This is a genomic window from uncultured Massilia sp. (assembly GCF_913773735.1).
Classification (GTDB): domain Bacteria; phylum Pseudomonadota; class Gammaproteobacteria; order Burkholderiales; family Burkholderiaceae_D; genus Telluria.
In genome coordinates, this window is record NZ_CAJYEB010000031.1 from 1 (window position 1) to 15,973 (window position 15,973).

Consider the following 15,973-nt stretch of genomic DNA (forward strand, 5'->3'; position numbering starts at 1 on the left):
TTTAATCTCTGTTTTTGTCGATTTCTCGACAGATCGCTCACTCAAAATACTGACGATTTCTTCTTTCGAAGAAGTTCGTATTTTTTGTGAACATTTGATAATTTAAGCATTCAACGCTACCGAAGTAGCGTTGGCACGTTCATCAAACGCCCACACTTATCGACTGTTATTTGTTAAAGAGCTCGAATCTTGTGTTGCCTTGCTGCGTTTCGCGAATCGTTGTGTTCGTCAGCAGCAGAGGAGTGAGATTATGCAGCGTTTCGTTTGCTTCGTCAACCCCCTCGTTTTCTGCACCGCAATCGAAGTCATCAACACTTCTCGTCCAACTACTTGATTTCGCTGAACTTTTACTGCGCTGCAGAAGCAGGACGCGCACTATATCAAACCGATGTGCTGGTCCGCAAGAGGCAGTGTTCGCCACTTGCGGCACCGGCGCAACAGTCTGGCAGCCAGGCTTCTATATAGGAAGGGGTTCGGAAGACCGTTTCCAGTGTGCTATCTTTGCCGCCTTCCTTCATTACCGGATTCTCCATGCGCCTTCCGAACATCGCCCCGACGGCAGACACCACCCTTGCCGCCGCACTCGACGACGCCATCCATCACAAGACCAAGCCACTCGGCAGCCTGGGCATGCTGGAAGGGCTGGCCCGGCACCTCGGCCTGATCCAGCGCACGGTCGCGGTCACGATCGACCGGCCGGCCATCGTCGTGTTCGCGGGCGACCATGGTGTCGTCGCCGAAGGCGTGTCGGCCTATCCGCAGGACGTCACCTGGCAGATGGTCGAGAACTTCCTGGCCGACGGCGCCGCCATCAATGTGTTCGCGCGCCAGAACGGCTGCGCGCTGCACGTTGTCGACGCGGGCGTGAACCACGACTTCGGCCAGCGCCTCGGCCTGGTCGATCGCAAGATCGCCTACGGCACCCGCAACTTCGCGGCCGAGCCGGCGATGAGCGCCGCCCGCTGCGCGCAGGCGATGGAACACGGCGCGGCGATCGTCGCCGAACTGCCGGGCAACGTCGTCGGCTTCGGCGAGATGGGCATCGGGAACACGACCGCCGCCGCCGCCCTGCTGCACAAGCTGACCGGCATCCCGGTCGCGGAGTGCGTCGGCGCCGGTACCGGCCTGTCGCCCGAAGGCATCCTGCGCAAGCAGCGCGTGATCGAGGCGGCCGTCGAGCGCCATGCGGGGGTGGACGATCCGCTGGCCGTGCTGGCGACCTTCGGCGGCTTCGAGATCGCGATGATGGCCGGCGCCATGCTGAAGGCGGCCGAACTGCGCAAGGTGCTGCTGATCGACGGTTTCATCGTCACCAGCGCCCTGCTGGTGGCGGCGCGCGTGGCGCCGGCCGTCCTCGACTACTGCGTGTTCGCGCACTGCTCCGACGAAGCCGGCCATCGCCGCATGCTCGAGCAACTGGGCGGCGCGCCGCTGCTGCAGCTCGGCCTGCGCCTGGGCGAAGGCACCGGCGCCGCCCTCGCCCTGCCGCTGCTGCACGCCGCCGCCAACTTCCTGGCGCAGATGGCGACGTTCGCCTCGGCCAGCGTCAGCGAAAAGTCCGACGCCGCCTGACGGGCGGCATACCCCGCCATGCACCAGGTCCGCCTCTTCTTCATCGCGCTGCAATTCTTCACGCGCCTGCCGATCCCGGCCTGGGTCGGCTTCGAGGCGAGCTGGCTGCAGCACGCGTCGCGCTATTTTCCCTTGGTGGGCGGCGTGGTGGCCGCCATCGCCGCCGCCGTGTACTGGCTGGCCGCCCAGGTGCTGCCGGCGCCGGTGGCGGCCGTGCTGTCGACCGCGGCCTCCATCTACGTCACCGGCGCGTTCCACGAAGACGGCTTCGCCGACACCTGCGACGGCCTGGGCGGCGGCATGACGCGCGAACGCGCGCTCGAGATCATGAAGGATTCGCGCGTCGGCGCCTATGGGGCGATCGGCATCGTCTGCATGCTGGCGGCGAAGCTGGCGGCCCTGTCCGCGCTGCCGCCGCGCGTCGCGCTGGCCGCCCTGCTGCTCGCCCATCCGCTGTCGCGCCTGGCGGCGACGTCCCTGATCTGGAAGCTCGACTACGTGCGCGCGGAGGGCAAGGCCAAGCCGCTCGCCACCCGCATGCGCGACGGCGAATTCGCCATCGCCGCCCTCACCTGCGCGCTGCCGGCGCTGCTGCTGCCGGCCTGCGGCTGGATCGCACCGGGCGCCGTGCTCGCCGCCGTGGCGGCGGCCGCCTGCGCCGCCTTCTGGCTGGGCCACAAGTTCGTGCACCGGCTCGGCGGCTATACCGGCGACTGCCTGGGCGCGGTGCAGCAGCTGGCCGAGGTCGTCGTCTACGTCGCGATCCTGGCCACGCTGGGCCACGCCGCCTGGGACGCATGAAGCTGCACCTGCTGCGCCATCCGCAACCGGCCGTCGCGCCGGGGCTGTGCTACGGCGCGTCCGACGTGCCGCCCGACGCGGCGGCGCTGGCGCGGGTCCGGGCGGCGTTGACGGCGGCGGACCTGCCGGGCCGGCTGCCCGTCTACGCCAGTCCCTTGCAACGCTGCGCCCTGCTCGCGCGGGCGCTGCGGCCGGCCGCGCTGCACCTCGACGCGCGCCTGGCCGAGATGGACTTCGGCACCTGGGAGCTGCGCGCCTGGTCCGGCATCGCGCGCGCCGAGGTCGACGCCTGGAACGCCGACCTGCTGCACTACCGGCCCGGCGGCGGCGAGAACGTGCTCGACGTGGCGCGCCGCGTGGCCGCCTTCCGCGCCGACCTGCTGCGGGCGCACGTGCCCGAGGCGCTGGTGATCTGCCACGCCGGCACGATCCGCCTGCTGCTGGCGCTGCACGCCGGCCGCGACCTCGAACGCGCCGCGCTGCTGGCCGCGCAGACGCCGCACCGCATCGGCTACGGCGAACTGCTGGCGCTGGACACCGACGACGGCCCAAAAGCCTTATAATTGCCCGGTTTTGGTGCTCGCGCCCGTATTCTCGGGCGCAGTTAAACGGGAAACACGAAGCCTTCGCCGCAACGGCAAGGTTCAAGGTGTGCTGCCCCCGCAACGGTAAGCAAGTGCCGCATCGCGCGTCGCGTATGACGCAGCGCCCGCGCGGCAACCGTCCTCACATACCACTGTGCTTCGAGCATGGGAAGGTTGGACGGCCATACTTGCCAGCCCGGATACCGGCCAAAAGGTGGAAGCGCGGCCTGCCCGCGCTTTCGTTCACCTGGCTGACGGGGACGTCGGCCGGTTGTCCAACGATCAGAAGACCATGCACTATCAAGTATCCCGCCTGGCGACCGCCGTGTCGCTGGCATTCGCCGTTGCCGCCCCCAATGCAGCGGCCGACACCGCCACTCCGGAGACCGTCGTCGTCACCGCCACCCGCACGCCGCAGCGCGCCGAGGAAGTGATCGCCGACGTCACCGTCATCGGCAACGAGGAAATCACCCGCGCCGGCGCCGGTTCCGTCGCCGACATCCTGCGCCGCCAGCGCGGCATCGAGATCGTCCGCAACGGTGGCCCCGGCACCAGCACCAGCGTCTACCTGCGCGGCTCCAACGCCAACCAGGTCGTCGTGCTGGTCGACGGCGTGCGCGTCGGCTCTTCGACCACCGGCACCGCCAGCTGGAACGCGATCCCGCTTACCGCGATCGACCACATCGAAGTCGTCTACGGCCCGCTCAGCTCCCTGTACGGCGCCGACGCCATCGGCGGCGTGATCCAGATCTTCACGAAACGGCGCGACGGCGCGCCGGTGTTCACCGCCAGCGGCGGCGGCGGCACCTACGGCACCAACCAGTACGACGCCAGCGTCGCCGGCTCGACCGGCGGCGACCACGCCGTCAGCTATGCCCTGACGGGCGCGCGCGAGGAATCGCGCGGCTTCAACGCCACGCTGCCCACCATCGGCACCGGCTACAACCGCGACGACGACGGCTACACCCGCAACAGCGTCAACGGCCGCGTGGCGGTGCAAGTGGCGCCGGGCCACGAGATCGGCGCCCAGCTGCTCAAGAGCCGCATCACCGCCCAGTACGACAACGGCAGCAACGTCTACGACACCCACAACATGCAGGAACTCGAGAGCTACTCGGTGTTCGCCAACGACCGGATCCTGCCGAACTGGCGCAGCACCGTGCAGGCCTCGCGCGCCAACGACAAGTCGGGCAGCTTCACGGCGTCCGGCGTCAGCCAGATCAACACGCGCCAGGACGAACTCACGTGGCAGAACACGATCGCCGTCGGCCCGGACACGCTGCAGGTGCTGCTCGGCCACCGCAAGGAAGACGTGCTGTCGAGCTCCAGCCGCGACCTGACCCGCGCGCGCGTCACCAATTCGGTGGCGGCGTCGTACGACATGCGCCGCGGCAGCCACCTGGTCGACGTCAGCGTGCGCAACGACCACTCCGTGTACGGCTCCAAGACCACCGGCGCGGCCGGCTACGGCTACGAATTCGGCAAGGACCTGCGCGCCACCGCCAGCTACGGCACCAGCTACCGCGCGCCGACCTTCAACGAACTGTACTTCCCCGGCTACGGCCTGCCGACCAACAAGCCGGAACAGGGCAAGAACGCGGAAGCGGGCGTGCGCTACCAGTGGGGCGCCACCGCGCTGCAGGCGAACTACTACCACAACCGCCTGACCGACATGATCGTCAGCGTCACGCCCTGTCCGGGCGCGGGCACCGGCAGCTGCGCCTACAACGTCAACCGCGCCACGCTGGAAGGCCTGACGATGTCGGCCGACAGCCGCCTGGGCGACCTGAACCTGCGCGCCAGCGCCGACTTCCAGGATCCGCGCGACGATACCACCGGCAAGCAGCTGGCGCGCCGCGCCAGGCGCCACGCCAGCGTCGCCGCCGACTACGAGGTCGGCGCGCTCGCCGTCGGCGCCGAGGTGCAGGGTTCCGGTCAGCGCTTCGACGACGCCGCCAACCGCAACCGCCTGGGCGGCTACGGTCTCGTGAACCTGTACACTACCTGGCACGTGAGCCGTGACTGGTCGCTGCTGCTGCGCGTGGACAACGTCGCCGACAAGCGCTACGAACTGGCGCGCAACTACCGCACGTCCGGCCAGACCTGGTTCGCGGCGCTGCGCTACGGCATCCGCTGATCCCTCCATTCCACCGCCAGCCAAGCATGCACACCGCCCCACTCCTCCTGCGCCAGCGCGCCGTCCTCATCGTCGGCGCCCTGCTGTGCGCCGCCATCGCCAGCCTGCTCGTGGCCGGCATGAGCGGCTCCGTCCCGGTCGCGCCGTCCGAACTGCCGGAGGCGCTGGCGCAGGTGCTGCGGGGGCGCACCGACACGCTGGCCGCGTCGCTGGTCGAACTGCGCGCCACGCGCGCGCTGATGGCCTTCGCCACCGGCGCCGCGCTGGCGCTGGCGGGTGTGCTGATGCAGGCGCTGCTGCGCAATCCGCTGGCCGACCCGTACGTGCTGGGCATCTCGGCCGGCGCCTCGGTGGGCGCACTGTTCGCGCTGCTGATGATGTGCGCGGCGGCCACCGTCGACGCGGCCGCGATCGCCGGCGCGGTGGCGGTGTCGCTGCTGCTGTACCTGCTGGCGCGGCGCGACCTGAGGAACGGCATGGCGGCGGAAGGCGGCACCTCGCAACTGCTGCTGACCGGCGTGATCCTGATGTCGGCCTGCATGGCCCTGGTCACGCTGATGCTGTCGATCGCCCCGGAAAGCCGCCTGCGCAGCATGGTGTTCTGGATGATCGGCGACCTGGCCGGCGTGCCGCTGCGCCTGCTGCCCTGGCTCGTCACCGGCGCCGGGCTGCTGTACGCGCTGCGCAACGCCCGCGCGCTGAACATGCTGGCGCTGCACGCGGAAAGCGCGGCCACGCTCGGCATCCGCGTCGGCACGCTGCGCAAGGGCCTGTTCGCCGTTTCCGCCGTGCTGACCGCCAGCGCGGTGAACACGGCCGGCTCGATCGGCTTCGTCGGGCTGATCGTGCCGCATGCCTGCCGCTTCGCCTTCGGGCCGGACCACCGCGTGCTGGTCCCGGCCAGCATGCTGGCCGGCGGCAGCCTGCTGGTGCTGTGCGACACCGTGGCGCGCACCGTGGTCGCGCCGACCCAGCTGCCGGTCGGCGCCATCACGGCGCTGATCGGCGCCCCCGTCTTCCTGTACCAGCTGCACCAGCTCAGGAAGTGACTGCCATGATCCTCACCCGACAACTGACATTGCGGGCCGGCGGGCGCGTGCTGGTGCGCGACCTCGACTGGCAGGTCGGCGCCGGCGAATGCTGGAGCATCATCGGCCGCAACGGCGCCGGCAAGAGCACGCTGATGCGCACGCTGGCCGGGCTGCGCGACGCCGACGGCGGCAGCGTCGACGTCGGCGGCCGCCGGCTGGCCGACTGGCCGCCGGAAGCGCTGGCGCGCCAGCGCGCCTACCTGGCCCAGGCGCGCCAGGACGCCTTCGCCTACAGCGCGCTCGAGACCGTGCTGTCGGCGCGCCATCCCTACCACGCCAACCGCTACTGGGAAGGCAGCGACGACCACCAGGCCGCGCGCACCGCCCTGGAGGCGATGGAAGTGACGCACCTGGCCGCGCGCGACGTGCGCACGCTGTCCGGCGGCGAGCGCCAGCGGGTGGCGATCGCCGCCCTGCTGGCCCAGGACACGCCGCTGCTGCTGCTCGACGAGCCGGCCAACGCGCTCGACCTGGCGCACCAGGTCGGCGTGATGTCGCTGCTGGCGCGCCTGTGCCGCGAGCGCGGCAAGACCGTGGTGGCCATCGGCCACGACCTGACGCTGGCCGCCGGCATTTCCACCCACGCGCTGCTGCTGGACGGCGACGGCGGCTGGCGCGCCGGCCCCGCGCGCGACACGCTGCGTGCCGACCTGCTGAGTGCCTGCCTGGGCCACCCGATCGAGCTGATCGAGCACGGCGGCCGGCGCATCTTCATTCCCCTCGAGGTTTCCCCATGACCGACATGACTCCCGAACAACTCGCCGCGCTGAACGAACGCCACCGCGAGCGCATGGAACGCAAGAAGGCCGTCATCGACGCGAAGATCGCTGCCGCCGACAAGAAGGTCGGCATCATCATCGTCAATACCGGCAACGGCAAGGGCAAGAGCTCCAGCGCCTTCGGCATGGCGGTGCGCGCGCTCGGCCACGGCATGAAAGTCGGCGTGGTCCAGTTCATCAAGGGCGCGATGGCCACCGGCGAAGAACAGTTCCTGCGCCGCTTCCCCGACGAGGTCAGCTTCCACGCGATGGGCGAAGGCTATACCTGGGAAACCCAGGACCGCGCGCGCGACATCGAAAAGGCCGAGGAAGCCTGGCGGCAGGCGCGCCGCTTCCTGGCCGACCCGTCCTATGGGCTGGTGGTGCTGGACGAACTCAACATCGCGCTGAAGTACCGCTACCTCGACGTGCACGCGGTGATCGCCGACCTGCTCGACCGTCCTGTCATGCAGCACGTGGTGATCACCGGGCGCGCGGCGCCGCCGGAACTCGTCGAGATCGCCGACACGGTCACCGAGATGAACGTCGTCAAGCACGCGTTCAAGGCCGGCATCGCGGCCCAGGCCGGGACGGAGTGGTGATGGGCACGCTCGGCGCGCGCATGGCGCTGGTGGCGGCGATCGCCTCGAACCAGGGCAAGACCTCGGTCACGGCCGCGCTGGCGCGCAAGCTGGCGCGCGCGGGGCAGACGGTGCGCGTGTTCAAGGCCGGTCCCGACTTCATCGACCCGATGATCCTGGAGCGCGCCAGCGGCGCCAGCGTGCATTCGCTCGACCTGTGGATGGTGGGCGCCGACGCCTGCCGCCGGCGCCTGGCGCAGGCCGCGCTGGAAGCGGACGTCGTGCTGGTCGAGGGCGTGATGGGCCTGTACGACGGCGATCCGTCGGCCGCCGACCTGGCGCGCGCCTTCGACCTGCCGGTGCTGGCCGTGATCGACGCCGCCGCGATGGCGCAGACGGCCGGCGCGGTGGTGCTGGGCCTGCGCGACTACGGCCCGGTGCGCATGGCCGGCGTGGTCGCCAACCGCATCGCCAGCCCCGGCCACGCGCGCATGGTGGCCGCGTCGCTGCGCGACATCCCGCTGCTGGCGACGCTGCCCAAGCAGGCGCAGCGCCTGCCCGAGCGCCACCTGGGCCTGGTCACCCCGGACGAGGTCGCCGGCCTGGACGCCATGCTCGACGCGCTGGCCGACCAGCTCGAGCTGGACCACGCGGCCTGGGAGGCGCTGGCGCCCCGCCTGCCCGCGGCGGTGCCGGAACCGGCGATCGCGCCGCTGCTGGCCGGGAAGACGGTGGCGGTGGCGCGCGACGCCGCCTTCTGCTTCCTGTATCCGGCCAACCTCGACACGCTGCACGCGCTCGGCGCGCAGCTGCGCTATTTTTCGCCGCTGGCGGACGAGCCGGTGCCGGCCGGCGCCGACGCCGTCTGGCTGCCGGGCGGCTACCCCGAGCTGCACGGCGCCGTGCTGGCGCGCGCCGCGCGCTGGCAGGAGTCGATCCGCGCCGCGCACCGCGCCAGCGTGCCGATCCTGGCCGAATGCGGCGGCATGATGGCGGTGTCCGAATCGATCACCGACAAGGAAGGCCTGACCTGGCCGATGGCGGCCCTGCTGCCGGGCCGCACGCGCATGCAGGCGCGCCTGGCGGGACTCGGCGCCCAGGGCGTGCGGCTCGATGCCGGCGAGCTGCGCGGCCATACCTTCCACTATTCGCAGCTGGACACCGCGCTCGAACCGGTGGCGTGGACGGTCAAGCACCCCGCCAACGTGCGCGGCGAAGCCGTGTACCGCGTGGGTTCGCTCACGGCGTCCTATTTCCACGGTTTCTTCGCCTCGCATCCGGCGGCGGCCGCGAGCCTGTTCGGAGGCCGGCCATGACGCGCACCCTGGTGCTGGGCGGCGCCCGGTCCGGCAAGAGCGCGCTGGCCGAGCGGCTGGCGCGCGCAGCGGACAAGGAAGTCGTCTACGTGGCCACCTCCAGCGCCGGCGACGGCGAGATGAGCGATCGCATCGCCCACCACCGCGCGCGCCGCCCGGCCGACTGGCGCACGGTGGAGGAGCCGACCGCGCTGGCCGCCACGCTGCGCGCCCTGTGCGCGCCGGGACGCATCGTGCTGGTCGACTGCCTGACGCTGTGGCTCACGAACCTGATGTTCTCGACCCACCAGGATTACCCGGAAGTCGGCCCGATCGACCTGGCGCCGCTGTTCCACGCCGAGCGCGCGGCGCTGCTGGCCTGGCTCGACGAGCCGCCGGCCGGCGACGTCGTGTTCGTGTCGAACGAAGTCGGCATGGGCATCGTGCCCTATGGCGCGATCTCGCGCGCCTTCGTCGACGAGGCCGGCCGCCTGCACCAGGACGTGGCGGCGCGCGTCGAGCGCGTGCTGTTCGTCGCCGCCGGCCTGCCGCTGGCGCTCAAGGGCGCGCCGTGCTGAGCGGCCTGTCGCTCCTGGACCTGGCGCTGCTGCTGGCGGCCGGGGTGGCGCTCGACCTGCTGCTGGGAGAGGCGCGGCGCTGGCACCCGCTGGTCGGCTTCGGCCGGCTGGCCGGCTGGCTGGAGCGGCGCCTGAACCGCGGCCGTTCGCGCATCGCCCGCGGCCTGCTCGCCTGGACGCTGGCCGTGCTGCCGCCGACCGCGCTGGCCTGGGCCGCCTGCGCGCTGCCCGGCGCCGCCGGCCTGGCGCTGCACGCGCTGCTGCTGTACGTCTGCATCGGCCTGCGCAGCCTGCGCGACCACACGCTGCCGATCCATGCCGCGCTGGCCGGCGGCGACCTGGAACGGGCGCGCTGGCTCACGTCGCGCATCGTCAGCCGCGACACGGCCGATGCCGACGAGGCGGCGCTGGCCAAGGCCGGCGCCGAGTCGCTGCTGGAGAACGGCAACGACGCCGTGTTCGGCACGCTGTTCTGGTTCCTGGTCGGCGGCGGCGCCGGCGCCGTGCTGTTCCGCCTGGCGAACACGCTGGACGCCATGTGGGGCTACCGCAACGCGCGCTTCGACCTGTTCGGCCGCGTGGCCGCGCGCATCGACGACGCGCTGAACTACGTGCCGGCGCGCCTGACCGCCCTGTCCTACGTGCTGCTGGCCACGAACGGCCGCCGGCGCGCCTGGCATTGCTGGCGCACCCAGGCCCCGGCCTGGAGCAGCCCGAACGCCGGTCCGGTGATGGCCAGCGGCGCCGGCGCGCTCGGCGTCTCGCTGGGCGGCGCCGCGGTCTACGACGGAGAAATCGAGCAGCGCCCGCCGCTGGGCAGCGGCCCGGCCGCGCGCGGCGCCGACATCGTGCGCGCCTGGCGCCTGGTCTGGCGCACGACGCTGCTGTGGCTCGTGGTGGCGCTGCTCACTGGCACCATCGGCGGCGCCATCGCAGGAGGTATCCATGCTTGAACACGGCGGCAACCTGCGCGACGCCATGCAGCGCTACGGCGGAGAAGACTGGATCGACCTCTCGACCGGCATCAACCCGGTCGGCTATCCGGCGCCGGCGCCCTCGCCGGACGCCTGGCGGCGCCTGCCGGAGCCCAGCCCGGAACTGGTGCGCGCCGCCTGCGCCTACTACGGCGCGCCGCTGCTGTTGCCGGTGGCCGGCACCCAGGCCGCGATCCAGGCGCTGCCGCGCCTGCTCCCGCCGGCGCGCGTGACGGTGTCGGCGCCCTCGTACGCCGAACACGCGCACCAGTGGGACCGCCATGGCCATGTGCTGCGCGAAGTGCCCTTCGCACGGCTCGACGCGGCCGTGGCCGACAGCGACGTGGTGGTCGTGGTCAATCCGAACAACCCCACCGGCGCCGTCGTCCCGCCCGCCACGCTGCTGGACTGGCATGCGCGCCTGGCCGCGCGCGGCGGCTGGCTGGTGGTCGACGAAGCGTTCTGCGACACGGCGCCCGGCGCCAGCATCGCCGCGCATGCCGGCCGTCCGGGCCTGGTGGTCCTGCGCTCGGTCGGCAAGTTCTTCGGCCTGGCGGGCCTGCGCCTGGGTTTCGTCGGCGCCGCGCCCGAGCTGCTGGCGGGGCTGGGCGACCTGCTCGGCCCCTGGGCCGTGAGCGGCCCGGCGCAGGAGATCGCCGTCGCGGCCCTGCGCGACACCGACTGGCAGGCTACGACCCGGGAGCGGCTGGCGCGCGACGGCGCGCGCATGCGCGCGCTGCTGGCCGGCGCCGGCATCGCGGCCCGCGGCACGCCGCTGCTGCACTGGTGGCCCGAGGCGCAGCCGGAAGCCTTTCACGAACACATGGCGCGCCGCGCGATCTGGGTACGCCTGTTCCGCCAGGCCGGGCGCGGCATCCGCGTCGGCCTGCCGGCCCACGAGGCGCACTGGCGCCGCATCGAACACGCACTCCGAGAATGGAAGGAACGATGAAACGACTGCTCTTCATGGCGGCCCTGGCCGCGAGCTTGCAGGCGCACGCCGCCATCAGCGTCAAGGACGACGCCGGCAATACCGTCACCGTGCAAAAGCCGGCCCAGCGCGTCATCTCGCTGTCGCCGCACATCACCGAACTGCTGTTCGCGGCGGGCGGCGGCAGCCGGGTGGTCGGCGTGGTCTCGTACAGCGACTTCCCCGAGGAAGCCAAGAAGATCCCGCAGATCGGCTCGAACCGCGAGCTGGACCTGGAACGCATCATCGCCATGAAGCCGGACCTGATCGTGGTCTGGCGCCACGGCAGCTCGGAACGCCAGATCGACGTGGTGAAAAAGCTCGGCGTGCCGATGTTCCACAGCGAGCCGCAGAAGCTCGAGGAGATCGCCGACAACGTCGCCAGGCTGGGCCAGCTGATGGGCACCGACGCCGTCGCCGGGCCGGCCGCGGCCGACCTGCGCCGGCGCATCGCCGCGCTGCGCGCCCGCTACGCCGACCGCCCGGTCGTGCGCAGCTTCTACCAGGTGTGGGACAAGCCGCTGTACACGCTGAACGGCCGGCACATCGTCAGCGACGCGCTGCGCCTGTGCGGTGGCGAGAACATCTTCGCCAAACTGGCGGTGACGGCGCCGGTGGTGTCGGTCGAGGGCGTGCTGCAGGAGAATCCGGAAGCGATCTTCGCCACGGCCGAGAAGAACTACGGCGGCGTCGACCTGTGGAAGCCCTACCCGACCCTGATGGCGGTGCGCAACGACAACCTGTTCACGGTCGACGGCCACCTGCTCAACCGCGCCGGTCCGCGCATGGTCGCGGGCGCCGAGCAGCTGTGCGAGAAACTCGAGATCGCGCGCCGGCACCGCAAGCCATGAGCTTTCCCTACCCCACCCTGATGGTGCAGGGCACGACCTCGGATGCGGGCAAGAGCACCGTGGTCGCGGCGCTGTGCCGCCTGCTGCGCCGGCGCGGCGTGGCGGTGGCGCCGTTCAAGCCGCAGAACATGGCGCTCAACAGCGCGGTGACGGCGGACGGCGGAGAAATCGGCCGCGCCCAGGCGCTGCAGGCCGTCGCCGCCGGCATCGCCCCGCACACCGACATGAACCCGGTGCTGCTCAAGCCGTCCAGCGACATCGGCGCCCAGGTCATCATCCACGGCCGCGTGCGCGCCGAGATGAACGCGCGCGACTACCACCAGTACAAGACGGTGGCGATGGGCGCGGTGCTGGAATCGCATGCGCGCCTGCGCGCGCAGTACGCGGCCGTGGTCGTCGAAGGTGCCGGCAGCCCGGCCGAGATCAACCTGCGCGACCGCGACATCGCCAACATGGGGTTCGCGGAAAGCGTAGACTGCCCGGTGGTGCTGGTGGCCGACATCGACCGCGGCGGCGTGTTCGCCCACCTGGTCGGCACGCTGTCCTGCCTGTCCGCCAGCGAACGCGCGCGCATCGTCGGCTTCGTGATCAACCGCTTCCGCGGCGACATCAAGCTGCTGGAACCGGGCCTGGACTGGCTGGAAGCGCAGACCGGCAAGCCGGTGCTGGCCGTGCTGCCCTACCTGCACGGCCTGTACCTGGACGCCGAGGATGCCGTGCAGGGTCCGACCCGGCGCGACGGCAAGTTCCGCGTGGTCGTGCCCAGCACGCCGCGCATGAGCAACCACACCGACTTCGATCCGCTGCGCTTCCATCCGGACGTCGACCTGCGCTTCGTGCGCGAGGGCGAAGCGATTCCCGGCGCCGACCTGCTCATCCTCCCCGGCAGCAAGAACACGCGCGGCGACCTGGCCTGGCTCCAGCGCCAGGGCTGGCCGCACGCGATCCGGCGCCACCTGCGCTATGGCGGCAAGGTGATCGGGATCTGTGGCGGCTTCCAGATGCTGGGCAACCATGTCGACGACCCGGACGGCGTCGAGGGCGCGGCCGGCCGCTCGCAGGCGCTCGGCCTGCTCGACCTGGACACCGTGCTGACGCGCGAAAAGCGCCTGGCGCAGGTGAGCGGCCGCTGCGTGTTCGCACCCGACGCCGCCGGCGCCGCGGTCGGCGGCTACGAGATCCACATGGGCGTGTCGCAAGGCGCCGCGCTGGCCCGGCCGGCCTTCGAGATCGACGGCCGTCCCGAGGGCGCCTGCTCGGACGACGGCCAGGTACTCGGCACCTACCTGCACGGCCTGTTCGACGATGCCGCCGCCTGCGCCGCGCTGCTGCGCTGGGCCGGCCTGCACAGCGAGCATGCCGTCGATGCGCGCGCGCTGCGCGAGGCGAGCCTGGACCGGATCGCCGATGCCACCGAGCCGCTGCTGGAACGCCTGCTGGCGCTGGGCGCCGCCAGCGCGCCATAGCGCTGGGCTATCGCACCGTTCGAACGATCCGATTGGCGAATACAAATGAGAATGGGTATCATTTACCTCATCAGCGCAATGCAGGAGGTATCCCATGGTCGTCGCACGCAAGAGCAGTCAGGTCATCACCCACATGGCGATCGGGTTCGCGATCGCCTATGTGTTCACGGGATCGCTCGTCCTGGGCGGACTGGCCGTGATCATCGAGCCGGTGCTGAACGTCCTGCTGCTGCCTTTCCACGAACGGGCCTGGGCGCGCCACGCCCATGGCGCCGGCGGCCAGCGCCGCTACCTGGTGCGGAGCCTCGAAAAGCTCAGCCAGACCGGCATGCATATGGTGATTGCCTTCGGCGTGATGTTCTGCGCCACCGGGTCGCTGGCGTTCGGCGGGATGGCGGCGGTGCTGGAGCCGGTGTGCAATGTGATCCTGATGCCCTTGCACGAGAAGGTGTGGGACAGCGTGCAGGCCGCCTGACTCACTTCCTGCGCAGCCGCCGCAAACGCAGCGGCAGCAGGTTGAACACCCGCACCAGCAGGTGCAGCCGGCGCGGGAACACGCAGCGCTCGACGCGCCGGTCGATGGCATCGGCCATGCGCGCGACGGCGGCCGCTTCCGACACCAGGAACGGCTTGCCGCCCGCATCGCCGCCGTTCAATTCGCGCAGGCGCGCCGTGTCCACGTAGCCCGGCACCAGCACGGTGACGGCCACGCCGAACGGCGCCAGCGCCTTGCGGTAGGCGGCGCAGACGGCGATGGCGGCGGCCTTGCTGGCGGCGTACAGCGAGCCGCCCGGATAGTCGCGCAGCAGGCCGGCGATCGATGCCACCGCCACCAGCTGGCCGCGGCCCTGCGCCCGCATCAGGGCGCCCGCCGCCTCGAAGGCGTGGACCAGTCCCGCCACGTTGGTGCTCACCAGCGCCGGGCCCTGCGCCGGATCGGCCGCCAGGCCGGCGGCGTCGGCGTACTGGCCGGCCGTGACGACCAGCAGGTCGATGCCGCCGGCGCCGAAGTCGCGCACGGCCCGCTCCACCGCGTCGCGCTCGCCGATATCGAGTGCATACGTGCGCACGCGCGGGTCGCGCGCCAGCGGGTGGCCGGCCAGGCGGCCTGTGTCGCGCCCGCACAAGGCCAGCTCGGCGCCCCGCGCGGCATAGTGCGCGGCCAGCGCCAGGCCGATGCCGCTGGTGCCGCCGATGACCATGATCCTCATGGCCGCGCTCCGGCGAAGGCGGCCATGCCCTTCAGGTAGCCGTACTCCCACTGCGCGCGCACCTGCGCCTGGTGCGCTGCCAGCGTCGGCGCCGGCACCAGGCCGATGCGGTTGCTGCGCCAGCCGATGCGCTTGCCGATGGCGTGGCCGCGCAGCACCCTGGCGCAATCGCGCGTGTCGACCCAGGCGTCGGCCGGCTGCTCGTGCACGTGGCGCAGGCGCGCGGCGCCGTCGATGCCGAGCACGGCGCGCAGCGCCGGCAGGGCGAACCAGGGATTGAACGGCATCTTGCGCTCCATGGCGACGTCGCGCGCCAGGCGCCGCGCCAGCTCGATGGGAAACAGGTCGATCACGCCGCCCGTGTAGTGATGGCCGTTGGCCGCGTGGCTGCGGAAATAGAACATGTCGGCGATCGAGATGCGGGCGGCATCCGCCGCCGGCAGCGCCGTCTCGACCCGCAGCAGCGGTTCCACCGCGCCGGCGCTCCAGCGCGGATCGGCGGCCGGCGCCGCCATCCCGTCCAGCAGCGCCGCCGCGCGCGGCGGGCAGAACACGGTCTGCGCGAACAGCGCGCGCCCGCCGCGCGGCGCGCCCGCCTCCTCCGGCCGGTACAGCAGTTGCGCGCCGACGATGGCCAGCGCCGGCGCCTGCGGATCCGCCTGCACCGGCAACGGAATGGCGGCGGGCAGTTCGAACAGGTAGTCGCGCCACAGGTCGGCGCTGCGCGGCGCAGGCGTGCGGCCCAGCCAGCGCAGGCCGGCCGCGCCCAGCGTGCGCAGCGGCGTGGCGCGCGCGGTGGAGCGGATGCCGCACAGGAAATCGTACATGGCGCGGCCGCCGATCCACTCGCGCCGCGACTGCGCATCGGGCAGGCCCGCGATGACGGCGGCCGCGATCGCGCCGCCGCAGGTGACCAGCAGCACGTCGGGCCGGCGCCCGCTCTCCTCGGCCGCCGCGTGCACGCCGAGGTAGTAGGCGAAGCGGAAGCCCCCGCCGGCCAGCACGAGACAGCGCCGGTACTGTTCATGGGTTTGCATTGCATGCATAATGCCTCAAATGCAATCATTATCACAAGCACAAGGAATGCGGTCCCCGGACGGGCAT

General features: G+C 71.5%; 16 protein-coding genes and 1 riboswitch. Of the genes, 14 read left to right on the top strand and 2 right to left on the bottom strand.

Going from position 1 to position 15,973, the window contains the following annotated elements:
- The first annotated feature begins 531 nt into the window (after positions 1–531).
- The 14 genes from cobT to QZ749_RS15550 all read left to right on the top strand — a co-directional run bounded on the left by cobT (position 532) and on the right by QZ749_RS15550 (position 14,133).
- Positions 532–1,572 carry a nicotinate-nucleotide--dimethylbenzimidazole phosphoribosyltransferase gene (gene cobT / locus QZ749_RS15485; protein WP_296948712.1) on the top strand — a complete coding sequence of 347 codons (1,041 nt, stop codon included), beginning with the start codon at positions 532–534 and terminating at the stop codon, positions 1,570–1,572.
- Positions 1,573–1,590: 18 nt separating this feature from the next.
- Positions 1,591–2,373 carry an adenosylcobinamide-GDP ribazoletransferase gene (locus QZ749_RS15490; RefSeq protein ID WP_296948714.1) on the top strand — a complete coding sequence of 261 codons (783 nt, stop codon included), beginning with the start codon at positions 1,591–1,593 and terminating at the stop codon, positions 2,371–2,373.
- Positions 2,370–2,936, top strand: coding sequence for a histidine phosphatase family protein (locus QZ749_RS15495; protein ID WP_296948716.1), 567 nt, complete (start codon positions 2,370–2,372; stop codon positions 2,934–2,936). Before QZ749_RS15490 ends, QZ749_RS15495 begins: the two co-directional genes overlap by 4 nt.
- Positions 2,931–3,184, top strand: a riboswitch (cobalamin riboswitch). (Overlaps the previous gene by 6 nt.)
- Before the next feature lie 65 nt (positions 3,185–3,249).
- The gene (locus QZ749_RS15500) at positions 3,250–5,094 is read left to right on the top strand and encodes a TonB-dependent siderophore receptor (protein ID WP_296948717.1); all 1,845 of its coding nucleotides are present in this window, start codon (positions 3,250–3,252) and stop codon (positions 5,092–5,094) included.
- 26 nt (positions 5,095–5,120) lie between these two features.
- On the top strand, positions 5,121–6,143 hold the full coding sequence (locus tag QZ749_RS15505) for an iron ABC transporter permease (protein ID WP_296948719.1): 1,023 nt from the start codon (positions 5,121–5,123) through the stop codon (positions 6,141–6,143).
- A gap of 5 nt (positions 6,144–6,148) precedes the next feature.
- The gene (locus tag QZ749_RS15510) at positions 6,149–6,922 is read left to right on the top strand and encodes an ABC transporter ATP-binding protein (protein WP_296948721.1); all 774 of its coding nucleotides are present in this window, start codon (positions 6,149–6,151) and stop codon (positions 6,920–6,922) included.
- The gene (cobO, locus tag QZ749_RS15515) at positions 6,919–7,545 is read left to right on the top strand and encodes a cob(I)yrinic acid a,c-diamide adenosyltransferase (protein ID WP_296948724.1); all 627 of its coding nucleotides are present in this window, start codon (positions 6,919–6,921) and stop codon (positions 7,543–7,545) included. The genes QZ749_RS15510 and cobO overlap by 4 nt, the downstream gene beginning before the upstream one ends.
- Complete coding sequence (locus tag QZ749_RS15520) at positions 7,545–8,840, top strand: cobyrinate a,c-diamide synthase (protein WP_296948726.1); 1,296 nt, start codon at positions 7,545–7,547, stop codon at positions 8,838–8,840. The genes cobO and QZ749_RS15520 overlap by 1 nt, the downstream gene beginning before the upstream one ends.
- On the top strand, positions 8,837–9,397 hold the full coding sequence (gene cobU, locus QZ749_RS15525; RefSeq protein WP_296948728.1) for a bifunctional adenosylcobinamide kinase/adenosylcobinamide-phosphate guanylyltransferase: 561 nt from the start codon (positions 8,837–8,839) through the stop codon (positions 9,395–9,397). Before QZ749_RS15520 ends, cobU begins: the two co-directional genes overlap by 4 nt.
- Entirely contained in the window at positions 9,391–10,350 is a 960-nt protein-coding gene (gene cbiB, locus QZ749_RS15530; RefSeq protein WP_296948731.1) for an adenosylcobinamide-phosphate synthase CbiB, read from the top strand. Before cobU ends, cbiB begins: the two co-directional genes overlap by 7 nt.
- Positions 10,343–11,323, top strand: a complete 981-nt coding sequence (gene cobD / locus QZ749_RS15535) for a threonine-phosphate decarboxylase CobD (protein WP_296948733.1) — start codon at positions 10,343–10,345, stop codon at positions 11,321–11,323. The genes cbiB and cobD overlap by 8 nt, the downstream gene beginning before the upstream one ends.
- A complete protein-coding gene (locus tag QZ749_RS15540) occupies positions 11,320–12,192 on the top strand; it encodes a cobalamin-binding protein (protein ID WP_296948734.1) in 873 nt (290 codons plus the stop codon). The genes cobD and QZ749_RS15540 overlap by 4 nt, the downstream gene beginning before the upstream one ends.
- Positions 12,189–13,658: a cobyric acid synthase gene (locus tag QZ749_RS15545; RefSeq protein ID WP_296948736.1), complete on the top strand. Its 1,470-nt coding sequence runs from the start codon at positions 12,189–12,191 to the stop codon at positions 13,656–13,658. The genes QZ749_RS15540 and QZ749_RS15545 overlap by 4 nt, the downstream gene beginning before the upstream one ends.
- A gap of 94 nt (positions 13,659–13,752) precedes the next feature.
- Positions 13,753–14,133, top strand: coding sequence for a DUF2061 domain-containing protein (locus QZ749_RS15550; RefSeq protein ID WP_296948738.1), 381 nt, complete (start codon positions 13,753–13,755; stop codon positions 14,131–14,133).
- Position 14,134: 1 nt separating this feature from the next.
- On the opposite strand, the gene QZ749_RS15555 is transcribed toward QZ749_RS15550, so the two are convergent.
- Together QZ749_RS15555 and QZ749_RS15560 are read right to left on the bottom strand one after the other, a co-directional pair.
- Entirely contained in the window at positions 14,135–14,869 is a 735-nt protein-coding gene (locus QZ749_RS15555; protein ID WP_296948739.1) for an SDR family oxidoreductase, read from the bottom strand.
- Positions 14,866–15,906: a patatin-like phospholipase family protein gene (locus tag QZ749_RS15560; protein WP_296948741.1), complete on the bottom strand. Its 1,041-nt coding sequence runs from the start codon at positions 15,904–15,906 to the stop codon at positions 14,866–14,868. The genes QZ749_RS15555 and QZ749_RS15560 overlap by 4 nt, the downstream gene beginning before the upstream one ends.
- Positions 15,907–15,973 lie beyond the last annotated feature (67 nt).

What these genes read in the sequence shown, in the direction of transcription:
- cobT (WP_296948712.1), top strand. Translation starts at nt 532, where the DNA reads ATGCGCCTTCCGAACATCGCCCCGACGGCAGACACCACCCTTGCCGCC.
- QZ749_RS15490 (WP_296948714.1), top strand. Translation starts at nt 1,591, where the DNA reads ATGCACCAGGTCCGCCTCTTCTTCATCGCGCTGCAATTCTTCACGCGC.
- QZ749_RS15495 (WP_296948716.1), top strand. Translation starts at nt 2,370, where the DNA reads ATGAAGCTGCACCTGCTGCGCCATCCGCAACCGGCCGTCGCGCCGGGG.
- QZ749_RS15500 (WP_296948717.1), top strand. Translation starts at nt 3,250, where the DNA reads ATGCACTATCAAGTATCCCGCCTGGCGACCGCCGTGTCGCTGGCATTC.
- QZ749_RS15505 (WP_296948719.1), top strand. Translation starts at nt 5,121, where the DNA reads ATGCACACCGCCCCACTCCTCCTGCGCCAGCGCGCCGTCCTCATCGTC.
- QZ749_RS15510 (WP_296948721.1), top strand. Translation starts at nt 6,149, where the DNA reads ATGATCCTCACCCGACAACTGACATTGCGGGCCGGCGGGCGCGTGCTG.
- cobO (WP_296948724.1), top strand. Translation starts at nt 6,919, where the DNA reads ATGACCGACATGACTCCCGAACAACTCGCCGCGCTGAACGAACGCCAC.
- QZ749_RS15520 (WP_296948726.1), top strand. Translation starts at nt 7,545, where the DNA reads ATGGGCACGCTCGGCGCGCGCATGGCGCTGGTGGCGGCGATCGCCTCG.
- cobU (WP_296948728.1), top strand. Translation starts at nt 8,837, where the DNA reads ATGACGCGCACCCTGGTGCTGGGCGGCGCCCGGTCCGGCAAGAGCGCG.
- cobD (WP_296948733.1), top strand. Translation starts at nt 10,343, where the DNA reads ATGCTTGAACACGGCGGCAACCTGCGCGACGCCATGCAGCGCTACGGC.
- QZ749_RS15540 (WP_296948734.1), top strand. Translation starts at nt 11,320, where the DNA reads ATGAAACGACTGCTCTTCATGGCGGCCCTGGCCGCGAGCTTGCAGGCG.
- QZ749_RS15545 (WP_296948736.1), top strand. Translation starts at nt 12,189, where the DNA reads ATGAGCTTTCCCTACCCCACCCTGATGGTGCAGGGCACGACCTCGGAT.
- QZ749_RS15550 (WP_296948738.1), top strand. Translation starts at nt 13,753, where the DNA reads ATGGTCGTCGCACGCAAGAGCAGTCAGGTCATCACCCACATGGCGATC.
- QZ749_RS15555 (WP_296948739.1), bottom strand. Translation starts at nt 14,869, where the DNA reads ATGAGGATCATGGTCATCGGCGGCACCAGCGGCATCGGCCTGGCGCTG.
- QZ749_RS15560 (WP_296948741.1), bottom strand. Translation starts at nt 15,906, where the DNA reads ATGCAAACCCATGAACAGTACCGGCGCTGTCTCGTGCTGGCCGGCGGG.